Below are 16,934 nucleotides of genomic sequence, written 5' to 3' on the forward strand. Positions count from 1 at the left end.
GGGGTCTCACGTGCGGCGCCGTCTGTTCGGGGCCAACGATGCGTCGCGAAAAATGGACCTGCAAGTCCAGAAACGCAGGGCCCGCACACCCCTGCCGCCCCGCTCCCGTGACGCCGCGGCCGGCACCCGCCAGGTGCGCGGATGCCGGCCGGCAACATGGTGCGGAGCGCCCGTCGGAGCGGCCCGCGGACGGTCAGGAGGTCGTCGCGGGAGCGGTGCCGACGGCGAACACGTGCATGATGCCCTTGTCCGTCGAGACCGGCAGCGTGACCGAGGCGATCCCCTTGCTCGCGTCGAGCGCCTGCGGGGCGGTGCCGTACACGTGGGCCGCCGTGCTGTCCGCCGTCCCGGCCGCGTTGTTGCGGTGCGGCGAGGTGAGCACCGTGACGTCGGTGCCCGCGGCGAGGGTCGGTGTGGTCCAGTCGTCGAGGGCCACCGGCACGCTCTGCCGGGTGCCGTCGGTGTACGTGACCTGCGCGGTGCCCGTCGCCGGGCCGTTGGTGGCCGCGCCGAGGAAGGACAGCGCGGAGGCGTGCCGGCCCTTCATGTCGACCGTCTGGCCGTGCGGGATCCAGTTGTCGGGCGCGCCGGCGGCGACGTCGGGCCACGTGTAGGTGACGTCGCTGCCGGGCTGCGCGACCTCCGCGCCCGGAGCGGGCAACGCGTCCGCCTGGTAGGTGTTGTTGGAGGCGTCGAAGCTGCCGAGGCTGCCCTCACCGACGGGGGTCGTGCCGACGTTGTTGTAGACGTCGCTGCCCTCGCCGAAGGACGGAGGGACGTCCTTGGCGCCGGTGCCCCAGGAGCCGGGCTTCGCGGACATGGTGAAGTCGACGGTCCCGCCGTGCCGCGCGAACGACTCCGGGAGCCAACTGGCGCTGGTCTTCATGCCGTTGACGCGCATGCCGGTCACGTAGCGCGCGCTGTCGCTCTGGTGGGGCGCGTTGATCACGTAGGTGCGGCCGGAGCGGCCCGAGCTGGTGATCTTCACCGAGGTGAACGCCGGTCCGGAGACGACGAGTTCGGAGCGGCCCTGGATCGCCGGGTAGAGACCGATCGAGGACCACACGTACCAGGAGGAGAGGGCACCGAGGTCGTCGTTGCCGTACAGGCCGTCGGGGGTGTTGCTGGACCAGAGGGCGTCGCGGATCTCCTTGTTGACGTCCGCGGCGCGGTCGGGGCGGCCGACCCAGTCGTACAGCTCGGGGTCCTGCGAGTCGATCTCGTTCGACATGTAGGCGTAGGGGCTGTTGGAGCCCGGGTTGGCGTTGGTGGAGCCGGGCGCCAGGTTGCTGAAGAAGGTGTCGAGCTGCTTCTCGACCGCCTCCGCGCCGCCCTTCCTCGCGACGAGCGCGGCCACGTTCTGCGGGACCATCCAGCCGTACTGGCTGCCGCTGCCCTCGGAGAACTGGCCGGTGTTGACGTCGAGGTCGACGGTCCGGTCGAAGCCGTTCTTGTTCCTCGGCGTCAGGGCGTTCTGCACCGGGTCGTAGAGGTTCTGCCAGCTCTGCGCGCGCTGCATGAACTTCTCGCGGGCGGCGGAGTCGCCCAGCCGGTCGGCGAGTTGGGCGATGGCGAAGTCGTCGATCGCGTACTCGAGCGTGGTGGAGGTCGGCCAGGCGATCGAGCTGGTGGACGGCTCGAAGCCGAGTGCCGCGTACTGGTAGAAGCCGGCGCGGTGGTTGGTGGCCGGAACTCCTCCGGCCGGGGCGCCGGACGCGTCGTTCGCGATCAGGGTCTGCGCGGCCTTGAGACTGGCGAGGGCCCCCGCACGGTCGTAGTCGGTCGCCCCGAAGGCGTCCGCCTCCGACAGGACGACGTCGAGCGAGTCACCGGCCATCTTGTTCTGGCCGGCGTTCAGCATCGGCCAGTTGTACCAGCCGACCTGGGTGGCCATGTCGGTGATGGACTGGTTGATGTCGGAGGCCCGGTCGGGGAAGAGCAGCGCGACCAGTTGGGCCTCACCGCGGTAGGTGTCCCAGCTGGAGTACGTCGTGTACTCGTGGTGGCCGCGCCGGACCCGGTGGGTCTTCTTGTCGTAGCCCGTGTAGGAGCCGTCGACGTCGTCGAAGAGGCTGGGGTGCAGCAGGGAGTGGTAGAGCGCGGTGTAGAAGGTGGTGAGCTGGGCGGTGCGGGCCGCCGAGGCCGGCCTGCCGCTGGTGACGGCCACCTGACCGAGCGTGCGGCTCCAGGTGTCGTGGGCGCGCGTGCGCAGCGTGTCGAAGCTGTGGCCCGTCGCCTCGGCGCGCAGGTTCTGCCGTGCGCCGTCGACGCTGACGTAGCTCAGGCCGATGGTGGCGGTGACGTGGGAGCCGGGGGCGAAACCGACGAAGGCACCCGTGCCGTGGGCGGCGGTGGACGTCGCGGTGACGTCGGTGTCCGGACCGGGGTCGACGGCGTTCATCGTGGCGCCCTGCCAGGTGCCCGCCGAGGTGAAGGGGCTGCTGAACTTCGCGGAGAAGTACGCGGTGTAGCTCACGCCCTGCTTGCAGGTCGCCTGCACGGTGGTGCTGCCTTCGATGACATCGTTGCCAACGAGGTGCACGGTGGTCGCCGAACTGCCGTTCAGGGAACCCGCGGTGTCGAAGAGGAGGGTCCCGGAGTCGCCGCCGGAGGGGAAGCCGAAGCGGGCGTCGGCGGTGCGCGCGGTCGCGGTCAGCTCACTGCGGACCCCGTTGTCCAGGGTCACGTCGTAGGAGCCGGGCGAGGCGCTCTCGTTGTCGTGGCCGAAGCCCGCGTAGTACGACTTGATGTCCGTGGCGGGGCTGCTGGGCAGGACGCCACCGGGCAGGCTGCCGGTGTACGGCAGGATCGGGAAGTCCTCGGCGCCGTTGGTGTTGGCGCAGCCGGTGCCCGAGACGCGGTTGAGGGCGAACCCGCGTATCTGGTCGGCGTCGTACTCGTATCCGCCCTGGTTGGTGTACGAACCCCCCGCGGTGTTGTACGTGTTGGGGTTGAAGTCGACCATGCCGAACGGTGTCGTCGCGCCCGGCGTCGTGTCGCCGTAGGCGCTCTCGGTGGTGTTCGCCGCGTGGTTGTCCTGAGTGCCGACGAACACGTCCACGTAGTGCGCCGGGTCCGTGACCGTGGCCGCCCCGGCCGGTGCCGCGCCCAGGCAGGTGACGGCGAGCGTCGCCGCGGCGAGCAGCCCCACCCCCGACCGTCGTCGTCTCCGTCCTCTTGTCGCGAGCAGCATTCCGACCCCTTTCCTGTACCGCCCGGTGCCGGAACCGGCCCCCGTTCCGGGGCACACGGGCGTCTCATTCGATCTCCCGGAGGCGACGTACCGGTGAAGTGCTCACGTCGCGTCCGTCACGGGTCTATCAAGATCGCGTGAGCGGGGCCAGAGGGCCGACCGTTCCCGTTCCGGCAGGTCACGCGCAAACACCGTCCGTACCAACCTTGTTGACGGGCCGTCACCGAGCAGCGGCACCGGACCTCCGCCTGCCGCCCGGCCGTTGAGACGGCCGGGCGGCAGGCGGGCGGTCAGTTGCCCAGCAGCACGCGCAGGGACGGCTGAAGGAGGTCGCCGTGGGCGCGGACCATGTCGTCGCACAGGTCCCAGATCCGTTCCACGGGGAGGGCCGCCGCCGTCGCCGGGTCGGTCATCGCCGCCTGCCGGACCGACCGGGGGTCGTCCTCCAGCGCGGCCCGCACCACCAGTTCGTTCATGCTGAGGTAGGTGCGGTTCAGGGCGGCGCACTGGGCGGGCAGCGCCCCGACGGCGGTCGGCTGGACGCCGAGGCCGTCCACGAGGCAGGGAACCTCCACCGTGCCGGAAGCCGGCAGGTTGTCGACCAGGCCGTGGTTGGGGACGTTCCCGTAGACGGTGCGCGGCGTGCCGGTGGTGATGCTGTGGATGATCTGCGGCGCGTACTCCATGGTGCCCTCCACGGTCAGCGGGGTTCCGGCGGCGAGGGCGCCCCGGGTCCGCTCGTAGGTCGCCACGTTCTCGTCGACGATGTCCAGGTAGGCGCCCACCGGCAGCCGCAGCCGTTCGACCTCGCTCTCGTGGCCGAGGTACCAGGGCACGTACTCGGAGGAGTGCTCGCTGGTCTCCGTGGGGTAGTAGCCGAGCCGCCGGTACATGTCGACCCGGACCCGGCGCCGGAGTTGGGGCTGGTCCGCCACCAACCGGTCCAGGCGCGGGTAGAGGTTGACGCCCCGGTGCTCCAGACGCAGCAGCCACGCCTGGTGGTTGACGCCGGCCGCCCGGTAGGTGATCTCCTCGTACGGCACGCCGAGCAGGTCGGCGAGGTCGCGCACCGTCCAGTACACCGAGTGGCACAGACCGACGACGCGGGTGAGGCCGGTGGCGCGGGTGAGGTACTGGACGTTCATGGCCATCGGATTGGTGTAGTTGAGCAGCCACGCGTCGGGGCACACCTCGGCGATGTCCGCCCCCAGGGCGGCGAGATGGGGGAACGTGCGCAGCGCGCGGAAGATGCCGCCGACGCCGAGGGTGTCGCCGATGGTCTGGCGGACGCCGTAGCGGGCGGGGATCTCGAAGTCGGTCCGGGTGGCCTCCCGCATGCCGACCTGCACGATGTTGATGACGAAGTCGGCGCCTTCGAGCGCCGCGCGACGCTCGGCGTGGGCGGTGATCCGGGGCTGCGCACCGCCGTCGTCGCCGCTGTCGGGGCCGGTGAGCCGGTCGGCGATGTGGCGGGCGGCGCCCTCGGCGGTTTTCAGCCGTTCGTCGTCGATGTCGTGCAGGGCGATGTGCGCGCCGCGCAGTTCGGGGAAGGCCAGCAGGTCGGTCAGCAGGCCCTGGGTGAAGACGACGCTGCCCGCGCCGATGAACGCGATCTTGGGGGTGCCGTGGCTCATCAGAGGTTCTTTCCTTCGCGGGCGAGGGCCGAGTGCGCCTCGTCCCAGGTGGGCTGGGCACCGGTTCCGCCGTGCGCCCGGGTGGACAACGAACCGCAGGCGGAGGCGAGTCGGAGGCACTGGGCGGTGGACAGACCGCCCAGCCTTCCGGCGACGAACCCCGCGTCGAAGCTGTCGCCCGCGCCGACGGTGTCGACGGGCCGGGCGGGGAGCGCCGCGGCCCTCAGCACGTGCGTGCCGTCGTGCGCGAGGCAGCCGTCGCCGCCGTCCTTGACCACCACGCACGGGCCGCGCGCGGCGAGGGCGGCGGCGGCCTGTTCCGGGGAGTCGGCGTGCGCGCCTCCCGCGGCCGCCAGGGCCACGGCCTCCCGCGCGTTGGGCAGCAGCACGTCGGTGACGGCGAGTACCGCGCCCAGGGCGCCGGGCGCCCAGCGTCCGGCCGGGTCGTCGTTGGTGTCCAGCGAGGTGGTCGCGCCGTGCGCACGGGCCGTGGCGAACAACTCGGGCAGGGCGGCCGCCAGTTCGGGCAGCAGGAAGTACGAGGCCGCGTGCACGTGCCGACTGGCGGCGAGCAGGCGCGGCGGCACGTCCTCGGGTCCGGTGGCGGCCAGGGTGCCGGGCACCGTCAGGATGGCGCGGTCGCCGTCGGAGCGGGTGAGCACCGTCGTCAGCGGGGTGGCGAGCTTCGTGTCGACGCGGAGCGCGCCGGTGTCGACGCCGCGCTCCTCCAGCGCGGCGCGGACGAAGCGGCCGGCCTCGTCGTCGCCGACCCTTCCGGCGAGGGCGACGGTCAGGCCGAGGCGCGCGGCACCGCACGCCATGATCGCGGCGGAACCGCCGAGCGTCAGCAGCCCGGCGGGAACGAGTTGTTCGCGCTGCCCGAAGGCGAGCGGCGCGTCGAGCGGTCCGATGACGACGTCGGGGTTCACGTCTCCGACGACGAGCAGGTCGAAGGCGTACGGCTGCGGCATGCGGCTCCTGTGGGTACGGGGGTGGTGCGGGCGGCTCGGGATCCGGGTCGTGCGACCGTGCGGGCAGGGCGAGTTGGGACGGTACGAGGTGCGAGGCGCGGGTGTGCCACCCGGGGTGCGGCTCGCGGCGTGTGCGGCCGACAGGGTGGTGTCAGCCCTTGAGGCCGCTGGAGGTGATGGACTGGATGAAGGACCGCTGGGCCAGGAGGAAGGCGGCGAGCACCGGCAGGACGGTGATCACGTTGCCCGCCATCACCGCCGACCACTTGGTGTGGTGCAGCCCCTGAAAGGTCGTCAGGCCGAGTTGGAGGGTGTACTGGGTGTCGTGGTTGATGGCGATCAGGGGCCAGGTCAGGTCGTTCCAGTTGGTGAGGAAGGTCAGCACGGCGACGGTGCTCAGCGCGGGGCGCGACAGCGGCAGCACGACGGTGACGAGCACCCGCAGCCGTGAACACCCGTCGATCCAGGCCGCTTCCTCCAGTTCCCGGGGCAGCGAGAGGAAGAACTGCCGCAGCAGGAACACCGCGAACGGGGTGACCAGCGACGGCACGATCAGCGCGCCGAGGGTGTCGATGAGACCGAGCCGTTTCATGACGAGGAACGTCGGGATCATCGTCAGCTGGAAGGGCACGACCATCGTGGCGAGCATGAGCCCCAGCATCAGCCGTGAACCGGCGAAGCGCATGCGGGCGAACGCGTAGCCGCCGAGCGAGCCGAACACCAGGTTGGAGACGACCGCGACGCCGCTGACGACAAGGGAGTTGGCGAACCAGCGCGGGAACATCGCGTTGCCCAGGACGTAGCGGTAGCCGGACAGGTCGATGCCGGAGGGCCACAGCGCGGGCGGGAAGCGGTTGATCTCGGCGTCGCTCATCACCGAGCTGAGCAGCAGCCAGACCAGCGGCAGGGCGAAGAGCAGGCCGAGCGGCGCGAGCAGCAGGTGCCACGCGCTGAACGGCGCCCGGGAGCGGCGCCGGACGCGGCGGGCGGCCGGTACCGCCGGGGCCGCGTGGGAGCCGGGGCCGCGGGGCACGTCCGCCGGGGCGGCCGTCGGGGAGACGCTCATCGCACGGCTCCTTCGGGCAGCCGTCCCGCGGGGTTCTCGCGCGGGTCCGGGCCGGTGCCGCGTCCACCACGGTCGGAGCGGGCCCGGCGGGCCGCCGACGTCCTCGCCAGGCGCGGCAGGAGCGACACGACGAGCAGGGCGAGGGCCACGGCGTACGCGGCGGCGGCGCCGTAGCCGGCGGTGAAGTTCTTGAAGGCCTGTTCCCAGACGAAGTAGACGATGACCGTGGTGGACCCGAGGGGCCCGCCCTTGGTCGTGACGTAGACGAGGTCGAAGACCTGGAGTGCGTTGATGGTCTGCCACAGCAGCAGGAAGACCAGGACCGGGGTGAGCGCGGGAAGGATCACGTGCCGGAGCAGGTGCCTGCGAGCGGCCCCGTCCAGCCGGGCCGCCTCGATCAGGGACGGCGGTACGTCCTGGAGGGCCGCGAGCGTGACCACCACGCAGAAGCCGGTGCCGCTCCACAGGGAGATCGCGACGAGGGCGAGCATCGCCTGTCCCGGGTCCGTGAGGAAGCCCTGCGGGGAGACGCCGAGGTGGTGCAGCAGGGAGTTCGCGGCGCCGAACTCCGGGTCCAGGATGAAGGAGAACAGCACGCCCTGCGCGGTCGCGGACACGACGAACGGCACGAAGAACAGGGTGCGGTAGAGGCCGACGAGACGGATGCGCCGGTTCAGCACGAGGGCGAGCGCGAGTCCGAGGACGATGCTCAGCGGCACGTAGAGCACCGTGTAGAGCAGGGTGTTGCGCACGGCCTGCGAGAAGTGCGGATCCTGCGCGAGGGCACGGTAGTTGGCGAGGCCCACCCAGCGGCTCGGGGTGACCAGGTCGTCCGCCTGGAAGGACAGCAGGAGCGACCAGACCACGGGGACGACGCTCAGGCCGACGATCACCAGGACCGACGGGGAGACGAACGTCCAGGCGGTCGCGGTCTCCTGGCGGATCCGGCGGCGCGGCCCGGACTCCCGTTCCGCACGCGGTGGTTCGGGTGCGCGTCGGCCGGCGGGCAGGATCCGGCGCGGGGTGAGCGGGCCGGGTGGCCTGCCGTCGCCGGCCACGGCCGGGGGTGGTGCGGGATGACGGGGCATCACGGTCCTCTCGACTCAACGCGGAATGATCAGGGCGGCGTTGGCCTCTTCGGCGCAGTCACGCATGGCCCGCGCGGGGGTGCTGCGGCCGAGGAGGACGGCGGTGACCGCCTCGCCGACGGCCTGCGAGATCTGCGGGTAGGCCGCGTGCACCGGCCGCACCCGCGCCGAGTCCAGCGACTTCGTGAACACGGCGAGCCCGGCGGTGTCGGCCTCCTGGCGTTGCCAGGCGGGGAGCGCGCGGGTGTCGCGGCTGAGCGGAAGACTGCCGGCCCGCACGTCCCAGCGCACGTCCTGGGCGGGCCGCGACAGCCAGGTCACGAAGGTGCGGGCGGCCCGCACCCGGGCGGGACCGTTGTCGAAGACGGTCCAGGTGTCCGGGCCCGAGATGGTGACGGGCCGGCCGCTGTAGCTGGGCAGCGGGACCACCTCGTAGTCGACGCCCGCCTGCCGGATGTCGGGCAGTTGCCACGGGCCGGTGACCACCATGGCCATCCGGTCGGAGTTGAAGACCTGGTACATCTGCTCGGTGCCGGGCTTCGGATCGATGTAGACGCTGCGCGCCTCGGCGAGTCCCGCCACCGTCCGCAGCGCCCGCACGCCCTCGTCGGCGAACCCGATGCGGCGGCCGTCCGGGGCGACGATCTCACCGCCCAGGTCCCACACCATCGGCCACAGCCGCCACACCGTGTCCTCGTCGCCCACACCGGGCCAGCCGGTGCCGAAGACGCCCCGGCCGCGGTCGGTGAGACGGGCCGCCGTCGCCACGAACTCGCCCCAGGTCCAGCCCGCCCGGGGCAGGGGGACCCCGGCGCGCCGGAAGAGCTTCCGGTTGCAGACCACGGCGAGGGAGTCGATCAGCGCCGGAGCGGCCCGCAGCCGCCCGTTGAGGGTGACCGCGTCGCGCGCGGGCTTCCAGAAGTCCTTCCAGGGCACGGGGCCGTGGTCGTGGAACGTGTCGGTGAGGTCCACCACCGACGGACTCCGGGCGACGCTGGCGAGGTCCGAGCCGAAGACGTAGGCGACGTCCGGGAAGGAGCCCGCGGCGAGCGCGGCGGTGATCTTCTGGAGCATCACGTCGGAGAGCACGCCGCCGCCGGCGTCGACCCTGATCCCGGGATGCGTCCGGTTGAACTCCGCGACGAGCTTCTCGATCGCCGCCCGCCCGGTGTCCGTCTGCCCGTGCCACAGCTCGACGGTGACCCGTCCGTCGGCCCCGACGCCGTCGCCCGCGCCTCCCGCGCATCCGGCGACCGCGGGCGCGGCGACGCCGCCGGCCAGCGCCGTGGCCGTGCGCAGGAGCGTACGGCGCGACGGACCGGGACGGGTGCCGGGGACGGGATGCGGGGCTGCTGCGGTCATGGCGATTCCCTGGGGGTGCGTGACACGGCGCGCGGGGGCGGCGCGCCACGGCTGCGGCGGGAGAAGGAGGGGGCGGGGAAGGCAGGCGGACAGCGGCGCGAAGGGGCGGAGAGGCGGGACGCCCGCGGGCGGCGGGACGCGGATCGCTCCGTGCACAGGTACGGTCCACGGGCCGCGCCTCACGACCCCTGTGCCAACAGCCCTATCCGGAGCAGGACTTGACGGAGTGCGCGACGGCGTCGTCGCGTCCGGCGGGGGGACGGGCACGATGAGCGAACATCGTGAACTCCAGAAGGTGAGGGGGTACGTCCCCGCCTCGGGCCCCGCGCGGACGGCGGGAACCCTGGCGACTCAGTCCGGACTTACGGCGGCTGGGCCGTGCTACCGGCTGGGCATACCTCTCAGGCGCCGTCTGTACGTCGACGGCGTTGCATGGAGTAAAGCGAGACGCAACCACGGTGTCAATGGGACGAGTTCGCGCCATTCACGGGCAACGGCGCGCCGCGTCCCGGCCGGAAGATCCACGGCCTCTTGTGGCTCCGCCGCTCGACTCACTAGGGTGCTGAACGATCAGTGCGGGTACCAACGTTGGGCCACCTCAACCAGGAAGGGACGGCGGCATGCGCGGCTTCACGCTCGTGGCAGCGGTCCTTTCCCCGGCGACGCGGCGCCCCGGGTTCCCCGCGGGCCGTCTGGTGGTCCGCCGCCACATCGACCTGCTGCGTGTCGACAGCGCGCTCTGTCCGCGCGTCTGACGTGCCACGTCGGTGACGTGACGGCCGGCCGGTCCGGTCGCGGGCCTGCGGTCCGCACCGCCCGCGTCGGCTGAGCGACCCGGACGCACCTCCGGCCCGGCGATCCGCCGCCGGTTCCCACCGCGCCGCATCAGCCGTCCCCGCGCCTCCCCGCCCCGGTGTCGTCGTGCCTCCGCGCGGCCACCCTGCCCGTCCGTGCCGGCCGTCGCACCGCGACGGCCGGACGGTCGCACCGCCGTGCCCTCCCTCCTCACCCCTCCCCCTCTCTCCCTGGAGTTGCAGCAGCCATGCGCGCCACCCTCACCCGCCTGTACAGGTCCGTCGCCGTCGTCATGGGCGTGTCCGCCGTCGCCGGAGCGCTGACCGCGGTCTCACCGGCCGCCGCCGCGGAGACCGTCCCCGGTCTCGCTCCGCTCACCGTCAGTACCGACCGCGCGGGCAGCGGGGACGGCGAGATCTTCGTCGCCCCGGCGTCCGGTGTGAGCGACTACAGCAGCGGCGCGGAGATCCTCAGCTCCGACGGCCGCAAGGTCCTGTGGTCGCACACGGCGGCCCCCGGCACCTCCGACGCCGACTTCCGCCGGCAGACCTACCGGGGCAGGCCCGTGCTCACCTTCTGGGAGGGCAAGGGTCTCGGCGGCCTCGCCACGGGAACCGACTACATCTACGACACCGAGGGGCACGAGGTCGCCGAGGTGCGGGCGGGCAACGGCTACAGCGCCGACGGCCACGAGTTCCAGCTCACCTCGCGCGGCACCGCGCTGATCGTGTCGTACGCGAAGAAGACCGCCGACCTGACGGCGCTGGGCGGTTCCGACCACCAGCAGGTGATCGACGGGATCGTCCAGGAGGTCGACGTCAGGACCGGCAAGGTGCTCTTCGAGTGGGACGCGGCCCAGCACGTGCCCTACTCGCAGAGCGAGCAGCCGCTGCCGGCCTCCGCGGACACCCCGTGGGACTGGTTCCACGTCAACGCCGTGAAACAGGACGGGAACGGCGCGCTGCTCGTGGACGCGCGCAACACCTGGACCACTTACCAGATCGACCGCCGGAGCGGTGACATCCGCTGGCAACTGGGCGGCAAGAAGAGCTCGTTCAAGCTGAAGGCCGCCAACGGGCTGACGCTGAACGACGCCGACCGCATCTTCGCGTGGCAGCACGACCCGGAGCCGCTGGGCAACGGCCTCTACACGATCTTCGACAACGAGTCGGCCGGTGTCGCGAACACCGGCCAGGACGCCACCGCGGAGCTGTCCTACAGCCGCACGGTCACCGTCCGCGTCGACACCCGCGCGAAGACGGCGACGCTGGTCCGCGCCCTCGACCAGCCGTCGGCCGGCCTCGCCTCCTCGCAGGGCAACGCGCAGACCCTGGCCAACGGCAACCAGGTGGTGGGCTGGGGGTCGCTGGGGGCGGTCTCGGAGTTCGGTCCGTCGGGCAGGCTCCTGTTCAACGCGTCGTTCCCGGCCGGCGTCGTGAGCTACCGGGCCTACCGCTTCGACTGGAAGCACTGACACCACCCACCGCCCGAGCGCTCCGGGCGGCCGTCGGCCGCGTGCCCCCGTCCCGCCGTCCCCGACGACGGCGGGACGGCGGCGCGCGGCGTCCACTCCGGCGGGGTGCTCCGGCGTCCTCGCCCGGCCCGCGCACAGGCGTCGCGCGAGTGCGTTGTCAGTGGTGGGAGGCAGGATGAGCGCATGACGACTCCAGCCGCACAGATCATGGATGCCGCCGCCTACGCGCAGGCGGTCGAGGACGCCGTGCGGGCATCCGCCGCCTACTACGAGGGTGGCACCTCGTCCCTGGACGACGACACCTACGACCGGCTCGTGCGCGGCATCGCGGCGTGGGAGGCCGGCCATCCGGACGAGGTGCTGCCCGAGTCGCCGACAGGCAAGGTGGCCGGCGGCGCCGTCGAGGGGGACGTCCCGCACACGGTGGTCATGCTGAGCCTGGACAACGTCTTCTCCCCGGAGCAGTTCACCGCCTGGACGGCGTCGCTGACCCGGCGGATCGGTCACGACGTGGCGGCGTTCAGCGTCGAGCCCAAGCTCGACGGGCTCGCGATCGCCGCCCGCTACACGCGCGGCCGGCTGACCCGTCTCGTCACCCGCGGCGACGGAACGGCCGGCGAGGACGTCACCCACGCCGCGGCCATCGTGGAGGGGCTGCCCGCCGAGCTGGCCGAGCCGGTCACCGTGGAGGTCCGCGGTGAAGTCCTCATGACGACGGCGCAGTTCGAGCACGCCAACGAGGTGCGTACCGAGCACGGCGGGGCGCCGTTCGCCAATCCGCGCAACGCCGCCGCGGGCACCCTGCGCGCGAAGGACCGCGCGTACACGGTGCCGATGACGTTCTTCGCTTACGGCCTGCTGCCGTTGCCGGGCACCGACTCCGAGCTGGCCGGGCTGCTGGACGAACTGGCGCACAGCGAGCTGATGGCGCGGGCGGCCGGCCTCGGGGTCAACACCACCGCCGGGACGGCCGTGCCGGGGCTGGTCGCCACGAGCGTCGACGAAGTCCTCGCCCGGGTGCAGGAGATCGCCGGTCTGCGCGCCCAACTGCCGTTCGGCATCGACGGGATCGTGATCAAGGCGGACGCGGCCGCCGACCAGCGCACCGCCGGTGCGGGCACCCGGGCACCGCGCTGGGCGATCGCCTACAAGCTGCCGGCGGTCGAGAAGATCACCCGCCTCCTGGAGGTCGAGTGGAACGTCGGCCGCACCGGCATCATCGCGCCCCGCGCGGTGCTGGAGCCCGTGGAGATCGACGGCTCCAAAATCACGTACGCCACCCTGCACAACCCGGCCGACATCACCCGCCGCGACCTGCGTCTCGGCGACCACGTGATGGTGCACCGCGCCGGTGACGTCATCCCCCGCATCGAGGCGCCGGTGGCGCACCTGCGCACGGGGGCGGAGCAGCCGATCGTGTTCCCCTCGGTGTGCCCGCGCTGCGGCTCCGCCATCGACACCAGCCAGGAACGCTGGCGGTGCGAGCAGGGCCGCAACTGTCACCTGGTCGCCTCGCTCTCCTACGCCGCGGGACGCGACCAGCTCGACGTCGAGGGCCTGGGCGGCACCCGGGTCGTCCAACTCGTCGACGCGGGCCTGGTCGCCGATCTCGCCGACCTGTTCGCCCTGACCCGGGACCAGTTGCTCGCCCTCGATCGGATGGGCGAGACCAGCACCGACAACCTGCTCGCGGCGATCGACACGGCCAGGGGCAAGCCGCTGTCCAGAGTGCTGTGCGCGCTGGGAGTGCGCGGGACCGGCCGTTCCATGTCCCGCAGGATCGCCCGGTACTTCGCCACCATGGACAACATCCGCGCGGCGGACGCCACGTCGCTCCAGCGGGTGGAGGGCATCGGACCGGAGAAGGCGCCGTCCATCGTCGGGGAACTGGCCGAACTCGGCCCGCTCATCGACAGGTTGGCGGCGGCCGGGGTGAACATGACCGAGCCGGGCGCCACCCCTCCGCCGCCGGTCACCGAGGAGGGACCCGACGGTGAGGGGGCCGCGGCCGACGCCACCGCGGGCGAGAACCGGGACGCCGGACCGCTGGCCGGGATGACAGTGGTGGTCACGGGCTCCATGACCGGCCCGCTGGAAAAGCTCAGCCGCAACCAGATGAACGAACTGGTGGAACGGGCCGGCGGCCGTTCGTCGTCCAGTGTCTCGAAGAAGACGTCGCTGGTGGTCGCGGGCGAGGGCGCGGGTTCCAAGCGCGAGAAGGCCGAGTCGCTGGGCATCCGCCTGGCGACGCCGGACGAGTTCGGGGAACTGGTCGCCGACTACCTCGGCTGATCAACGTCCCCTGGCGGAACGGGGGTTCGGCGGTGGGGGACGATCCGCCACCGCCGGACCCCCGGCCTGTCCGCCCCCTTCGGGGCCTTCCGGCCCGTCCGCCCTCGCGGCCGTGGCGCCGTCAGGACCCGGCCTGCGCGGCGAGCCCGTCCAGGAGCAGCGTCAGTCCGCCCATGAACTCCCGCTCCACGCCCACGCCTTGTGCCTCGCGCCCGATCCGCCTCAGGTGCGGGAACTCCGCCTCGGGCAGCTCGGCGATGGCCGCCGTGCCGGCGCCGGACAGCGCGCCGAGGTGCTCCAGCTGGATCGCCCCGATGACGTAGCCGAGCAGACCACGCAGCGCGACGACCCGTCGTTCGTCACCGGCGCCGGCGTCCGCGAGAACCGCGAGCACGGCCTCCGACCAGAGCAACGCCCCGCGCGAGTGGTGCCGGTGCGTGACGGTCAGCGGGACGGCCTCCGGGTGGGCGGCGACGGTGTCGCGCAGCCGGCGCACCAGGATCTCGATCCGCTCCCGCCAGGGCGCCGCGTCGTCCGGCAGGCGGGTGTCGACGGAGCCCAGCACGAGCTCCACCACCAGCCGCTCCAACTCCTCGCGGTCGCGCACGTACCGGTAGAGCGCCATGGTGCTGGTGCCCAGCTCCTTGGCGACGGCACGCATCGACAGCCCGGCGAGACCGTCGCGGTCGATGACGGCGAGCGCGGCCGCGGCCAGTCGGGCGCCGGTGAGAGAACGAGGACGTGGCATGACGGTTGACAGCGTACGGGATACGCCTATGTTGGTTGCAGCAGTTAGGAGTACACCGTACGCCTACAAGGGGGATCACCATGCGCACGACTTCCGGCCCGGTGGCACCGGGCTCCACCGTGAAAGAACGCGTGCTTGTCGCGATCGGGGGCGACGAGATCACCGTGCCCGGCCGGGACCGGCTCACCCACCTCCAGTTCCGGCGCTTCGCGGGCTGCCCCGTCTGCAACCTCCACCTGCGGTCCGTCACGCGCCGGCACGCCGAGATCGAGGCGGCCGGTGTGCGCGAGGTGGTCCTCTTCCACTCGCCGGCGGCCGAACTGCTGCCCCACGCCGAGGGACTTCCGTTCGCGGTGGTCGCGGACCCGCACAAGCGCCTGTACACGGAGTTCGGCGTCCAGCGGTCGTGGCGGTCCCTGCTCGCCCCGCGCGCGTGGTGGCCGGTCGTCCGGTCGGTCCTGAGCGCACTGCCCCACGTCGCGCGCGGCCGGGAGCACCTGCCCTCCGGCCGACCGCACGGAGGACGCCTCGGCCTGCCCGCGGACTTCCTCGTCGCCCCCGGCGGACGGGTGCTCGCGGCCAAGTACGGGGAGCACGTCTACGACCAGTGGTCGGTCGACGAGATCCTCCGACTGGCCGCACGACACGGCTCCTCGGCCGGGGAGTCCGGCGGCGGGGACCGGCTCGGGGAGGACACCGGCCCGCGCGGAGGGCGCGTCGGGCCGTAGGGTCGGGGCGGCGCGGAAGGGGATCGGGAAGTTCCGTACGGTTCGGCTTCGTTCCGTACGGTTCGACTTCCCCCTCCGCACTTCGCGCCGCCGCACCCGCACCCGTCCCGTCCTGTCCCGCCCCCCTCACCGGAGCACCACCATGATCACCTCACCCGCCGGCCCGTCGCACCGGAAGACCGTCGACCTCGTGCGGGCGGGGCTGGTTCTCGACGAGGGCCGGGCCGTCGTGCTGCCGAACGCCGCGCCGCTCACCCATGTCGTCACCGCGGCCGAACCGCACGCCGTGAACGAGGCCAAGGGGCGGCCCTCCGGCCAGGCGGTCGCCCTGTGGGCCCATCACCCCGGGACGCTGCGGGCCCTCGACGAGCTGTGGGACCTGAACGCCGAGGACATCCCGCTGGCGCACGCCCTCCTGCGCGACGAGCACCTGACGCTGCTCGCTCCCCTGCGCGCCGGTGCCGATCTGCCGCACTGGCTCGTGCCCGCCGCCAAGGACGGCTGGGTGCTCCTCTTCGGCGCGCGCTGGGAGCCTCTGCGGCCGCTCCTCGCCGACCGGCCGGTGCTGTACGTGAGCAGCGCGAACCGCACAGGACACCCGCCCGCGGCCACCGCCGCCGAGGCACTGTCGATGTTCCCGGCGAGCGTGCCCGTCCTCGGCCTCGACCACCTCGCCCGGGACGGGCGGCCCACGCCGGAGGTTCCGCGCAGGGCGACCACGACGGTCCGGCTGCGCCGCGGCGGCCGGCTCGAACTGCACCGGCCGGGCGCGCAGGACGCCCCGCACCCGGACAAGGACGGCTACCTGGCCCGCCTGCGTACCCGCCACGGCGGCACGGCGGCGTAGCCTCCCGCGCCTGCCCGATCCTGCCCGCCACCCCTGCGGCCTGCGTCTTCCCACCTCGTTCGAAAGACCTGGCCCTCTGTTCGACGCGTTGGCATCGTTGTCCCGCCCGGACGGAAGCCGCTCGAAGGGGGAAGCGTTCATGACCAGGAACACGACCGACAGCAGGACCAGGAAGACGGCGGTGAGGCTGGCGGCGTTCGCGACGGCCGGTGTCGTCGGCACCGCGCTCGTCGCCCTCGCGCCCGCCGCCTCGGCGGCGGTGCCGGCCGCCGCTCCGGCGTCGGCCACGGCGTACACCTGTCACTACTCCTGGACGACCAGCGGCAGCGTGTCGTACCTGTACGCCGGATACAGCAACACCAACACGATCAACACCAAGTCGGGCCAGACCGGCAGCCGCGTGGTCGAGGTGCAGTGCCTGCTGACCTACTGGGCCAACCGCGTCGGGGACAGCAAGTTCAGCCCGAAGGGGATCGACGGCGAGTTCGGCGCCAACACCAAGGCCGCGGTGATCAACGCGCAGAAGGTGTGCTTCTCCGACTCGTCGGAGTGGGACGGCGAGGTCGGCCCGAACACCTGGCCGTGCCTGCGGGTGTGGTGAACCCTGCCGACACGAGGGACCGGGGTGGGCGGGGGGCCCGCCCCCCCCCCCCCCGCCCCCCCGGGGCCCGCCACCCCCCCCCCCCCCCCCCCCCCCCCCCCCGGATTCCCCCCCGCCCCCCCCGGGGGCCCCCCC

At 72.7% G+C, this 16,934-nt stretch carries 13 protein-coding genes; 6 read left to right on the forward strand and 7 right to left on the reverse strand.

Annotated features, from left to right (window positions below):
- Positions 1 to 193 precede the first annotated feature (193 nt).
- The 6 genes from ACFZA0_RS35525 to ACFZA0_RS35550 all read right to left on the reverse strand — a co-directional run bounded on the left by ACFZA0_RS35525 (position 194) and on the right by ACFZA0_RS35550 (position 9,314).
- Positions 194 to 3,193, reverse strand: coding sequence for a GH92 family glycosyl hydrolase (locus ACFZA0_RS35525; RefSeq protein WP_391024667.1), 3,000 nt, complete (start codon positions 3,191 to 3,193; stop codon positions 194 to 196).
- A 290-nt stretch (positions 3,194 to 3,483) separates the two neighbouring features.
- On the reverse strand, positions 3,484 to 4,827 hold the full coding sequence (locus ACFZA0_RS35530; protein WP_391024669.1) for an alpha-galactosidase: 1,344 nt from the start codon (positions 4,825 to 4,827) through the stop codon (positions 3,484 to 3,486).
- The gene (locus ACFZA0_RS35535) at positions 4,827 to 5,798 is read right to left on the reverse strand and encodes a PfkB family carbohydrate kinase (protein ID WP_391024671.1); all 972 of its coding nucleotides are present in this window, start codon (positions 5,796 to 5,798) and stop codon (positions 4,827 to 4,829) included. Before ACFZA0_RS35535 ends, ACFZA0_RS35530 begins: the two co-directional genes overlap by 1 nt.
- A 151-nt stretch (positions 5,799 to 5,949) precedes the next feature.
- Entirely contained in the window at positions 5,950 to 6,864 is a 915-nt protein-coding gene (locus ACFZA0_RS35540; RefSeq protein ID WP_391024673.1) for an ABC transporter permease subunit, read from the reverse strand.
- A complete protein-coding gene (locus ACFZA0_RS35545) occupies positions 6,861 to 7,952 on the reverse strand; it encodes an ABC transporter permease subunit (protein WP_391024675.1) in 1,092 nt (363 codons plus the stop codon). The genes ACFZA0_RS35540 and ACFZA0_RS35545 overlap by 4 nt, the downstream gene beginning before the upstream one ends.
- A 15-nt stretch (positions 7,953 to 7,967) precedes the next feature.
- The gene (locus tag ACFZA0_RS35550; protein ID WP_391024677.1) at positions 7,968 to 9,314 is read right to left on the reverse strand and encodes an extracellular solute-binding protein; all 1,347 of its coding nucleotides are present in this window, start codon (positions 9,312 to 9,314) and stop codon (positions 7,968 to 7,970) included.
- A gap of 620 nt (positions 9,315 to 9,934) precedes the next feature.
- On the opposite strand from ACFZA0_RS35550, the gene ACFZA0_RS35555 reads away from it, so the two are divergent.
- The 3 genes from ACFZA0_RS35555 (at position 9,935) to ligA (ending at position 13,875) form a co-directional block, all read left to right on the forward strand.
- Positions 9,935 to 10,069, forward strand: coding sequence for a hypothetical protein (locus ACFZA0_RS35555; RefSeq protein ID WP_391024679.1), 135 nt, complete (start codon positions 9,935 to 9,937; stop codon positions 10,067 to 10,069).
- 287 nt (positions 10,070 to 10,356) lie between these two features.
- Complete coding sequence (locus tag ACFZA0_RS35560; RefSeq protein ID WP_391024681.1) at positions 10,357 to 11,583, forward strand: arylsulfotransferase family protein; 1,227 nt, start codon at positions 10,357 to 10,359, stop codon at positions 11,581 to 11,583.
- Positions 11,584 to 11,766: 183 nt separating this feature from the next.
- Positions 11,767 to 13,875 (forward strand): NAD-dependent DNA ligase LigA, encoded by a 2,109-nt coding sequence (ligA, locus tag ACFZA0_RS35565; protein ID WP_391024682.1) that lies wholly within the window; start codon positions 11,767 to 11,769, stop codon positions 13,873 to 13,875.
- A 121-nt stretch (positions 13,876 to 13,996) separates the two neighbouring features.
- On the opposite strand, the gene ACFZA0_RS35570 is transcribed toward ligA, so the two are convergent.
- Positions 13,997 to 14,623 (reverse strand): TetR/AcrR family transcriptional regulator C-terminal domain-containing protein, encoded by a 627-nt coding sequence (locus tag ACFZA0_RS35570; RefSeq protein ID WP_391024684.1) that lies wholly within the window; start codon positions 14,621 to 14,623, stop codon positions 13,997 to 13,999.
- Between the two features lie 80 nt (positions 14,624 to 14,703).
- Here ACFZA0_RS35570 and ACFZA0_RS35575 point away from each other — a divergent pair, with 80 nt between their 5' ends.
- From ACFZA0_RS35575 to ACFZA0_RS35585, 3 genes are all read left to right on the forward strand, one after another.
- The gene (locus ACFZA0_RS35575; protein WP_391024686.1) at positions 14,704 to 15,351 is read left to right on the forward strand and encodes an AhpC/TSA family protein; all 648 of its coding nucleotides are present in this window, start codon (positions 14,704 to 14,706) and stop codon (positions 15,349 to 15,351) included.
- Between the two features lie 142 nt (positions 15,352 to 15,493).
- The gene (locus ACFZA0_RS35580) at positions 15,494 to 16,198 is read left to right on the forward strand and encodes a hypothetical protein (protein ID WP_391024688.1); all 705 of its coding nucleotides are present in this window, start codon (positions 15,494 to 15,496) and stop codon (positions 16,196 to 16,198) included.
- Between the two features lie 139 nt (positions 16,199 to 16,337).
- On the forward strand, positions 16,338 to 16,799 hold the full coding sequence (locus ACFZA0_RS35585) for a peptidoglycan-binding protein (RefSeq protein WP_391024690.1): 462 nt from the start codon (positions 16,338 to 16,340) through the stop codon (positions 16,797 to 16,799).
- Positions 16,800 to 16,934: the final 135 nt, after the last annotated feature.

It is taken from the genome of Streptomyces sp. NPDC008150, from assembly GCF_042956945.1.
Lineage (GTDB): Bacteria > Actinomycetota > Actinomycetes > Streptomycetales > Streptomycetaceae > Streptomyces.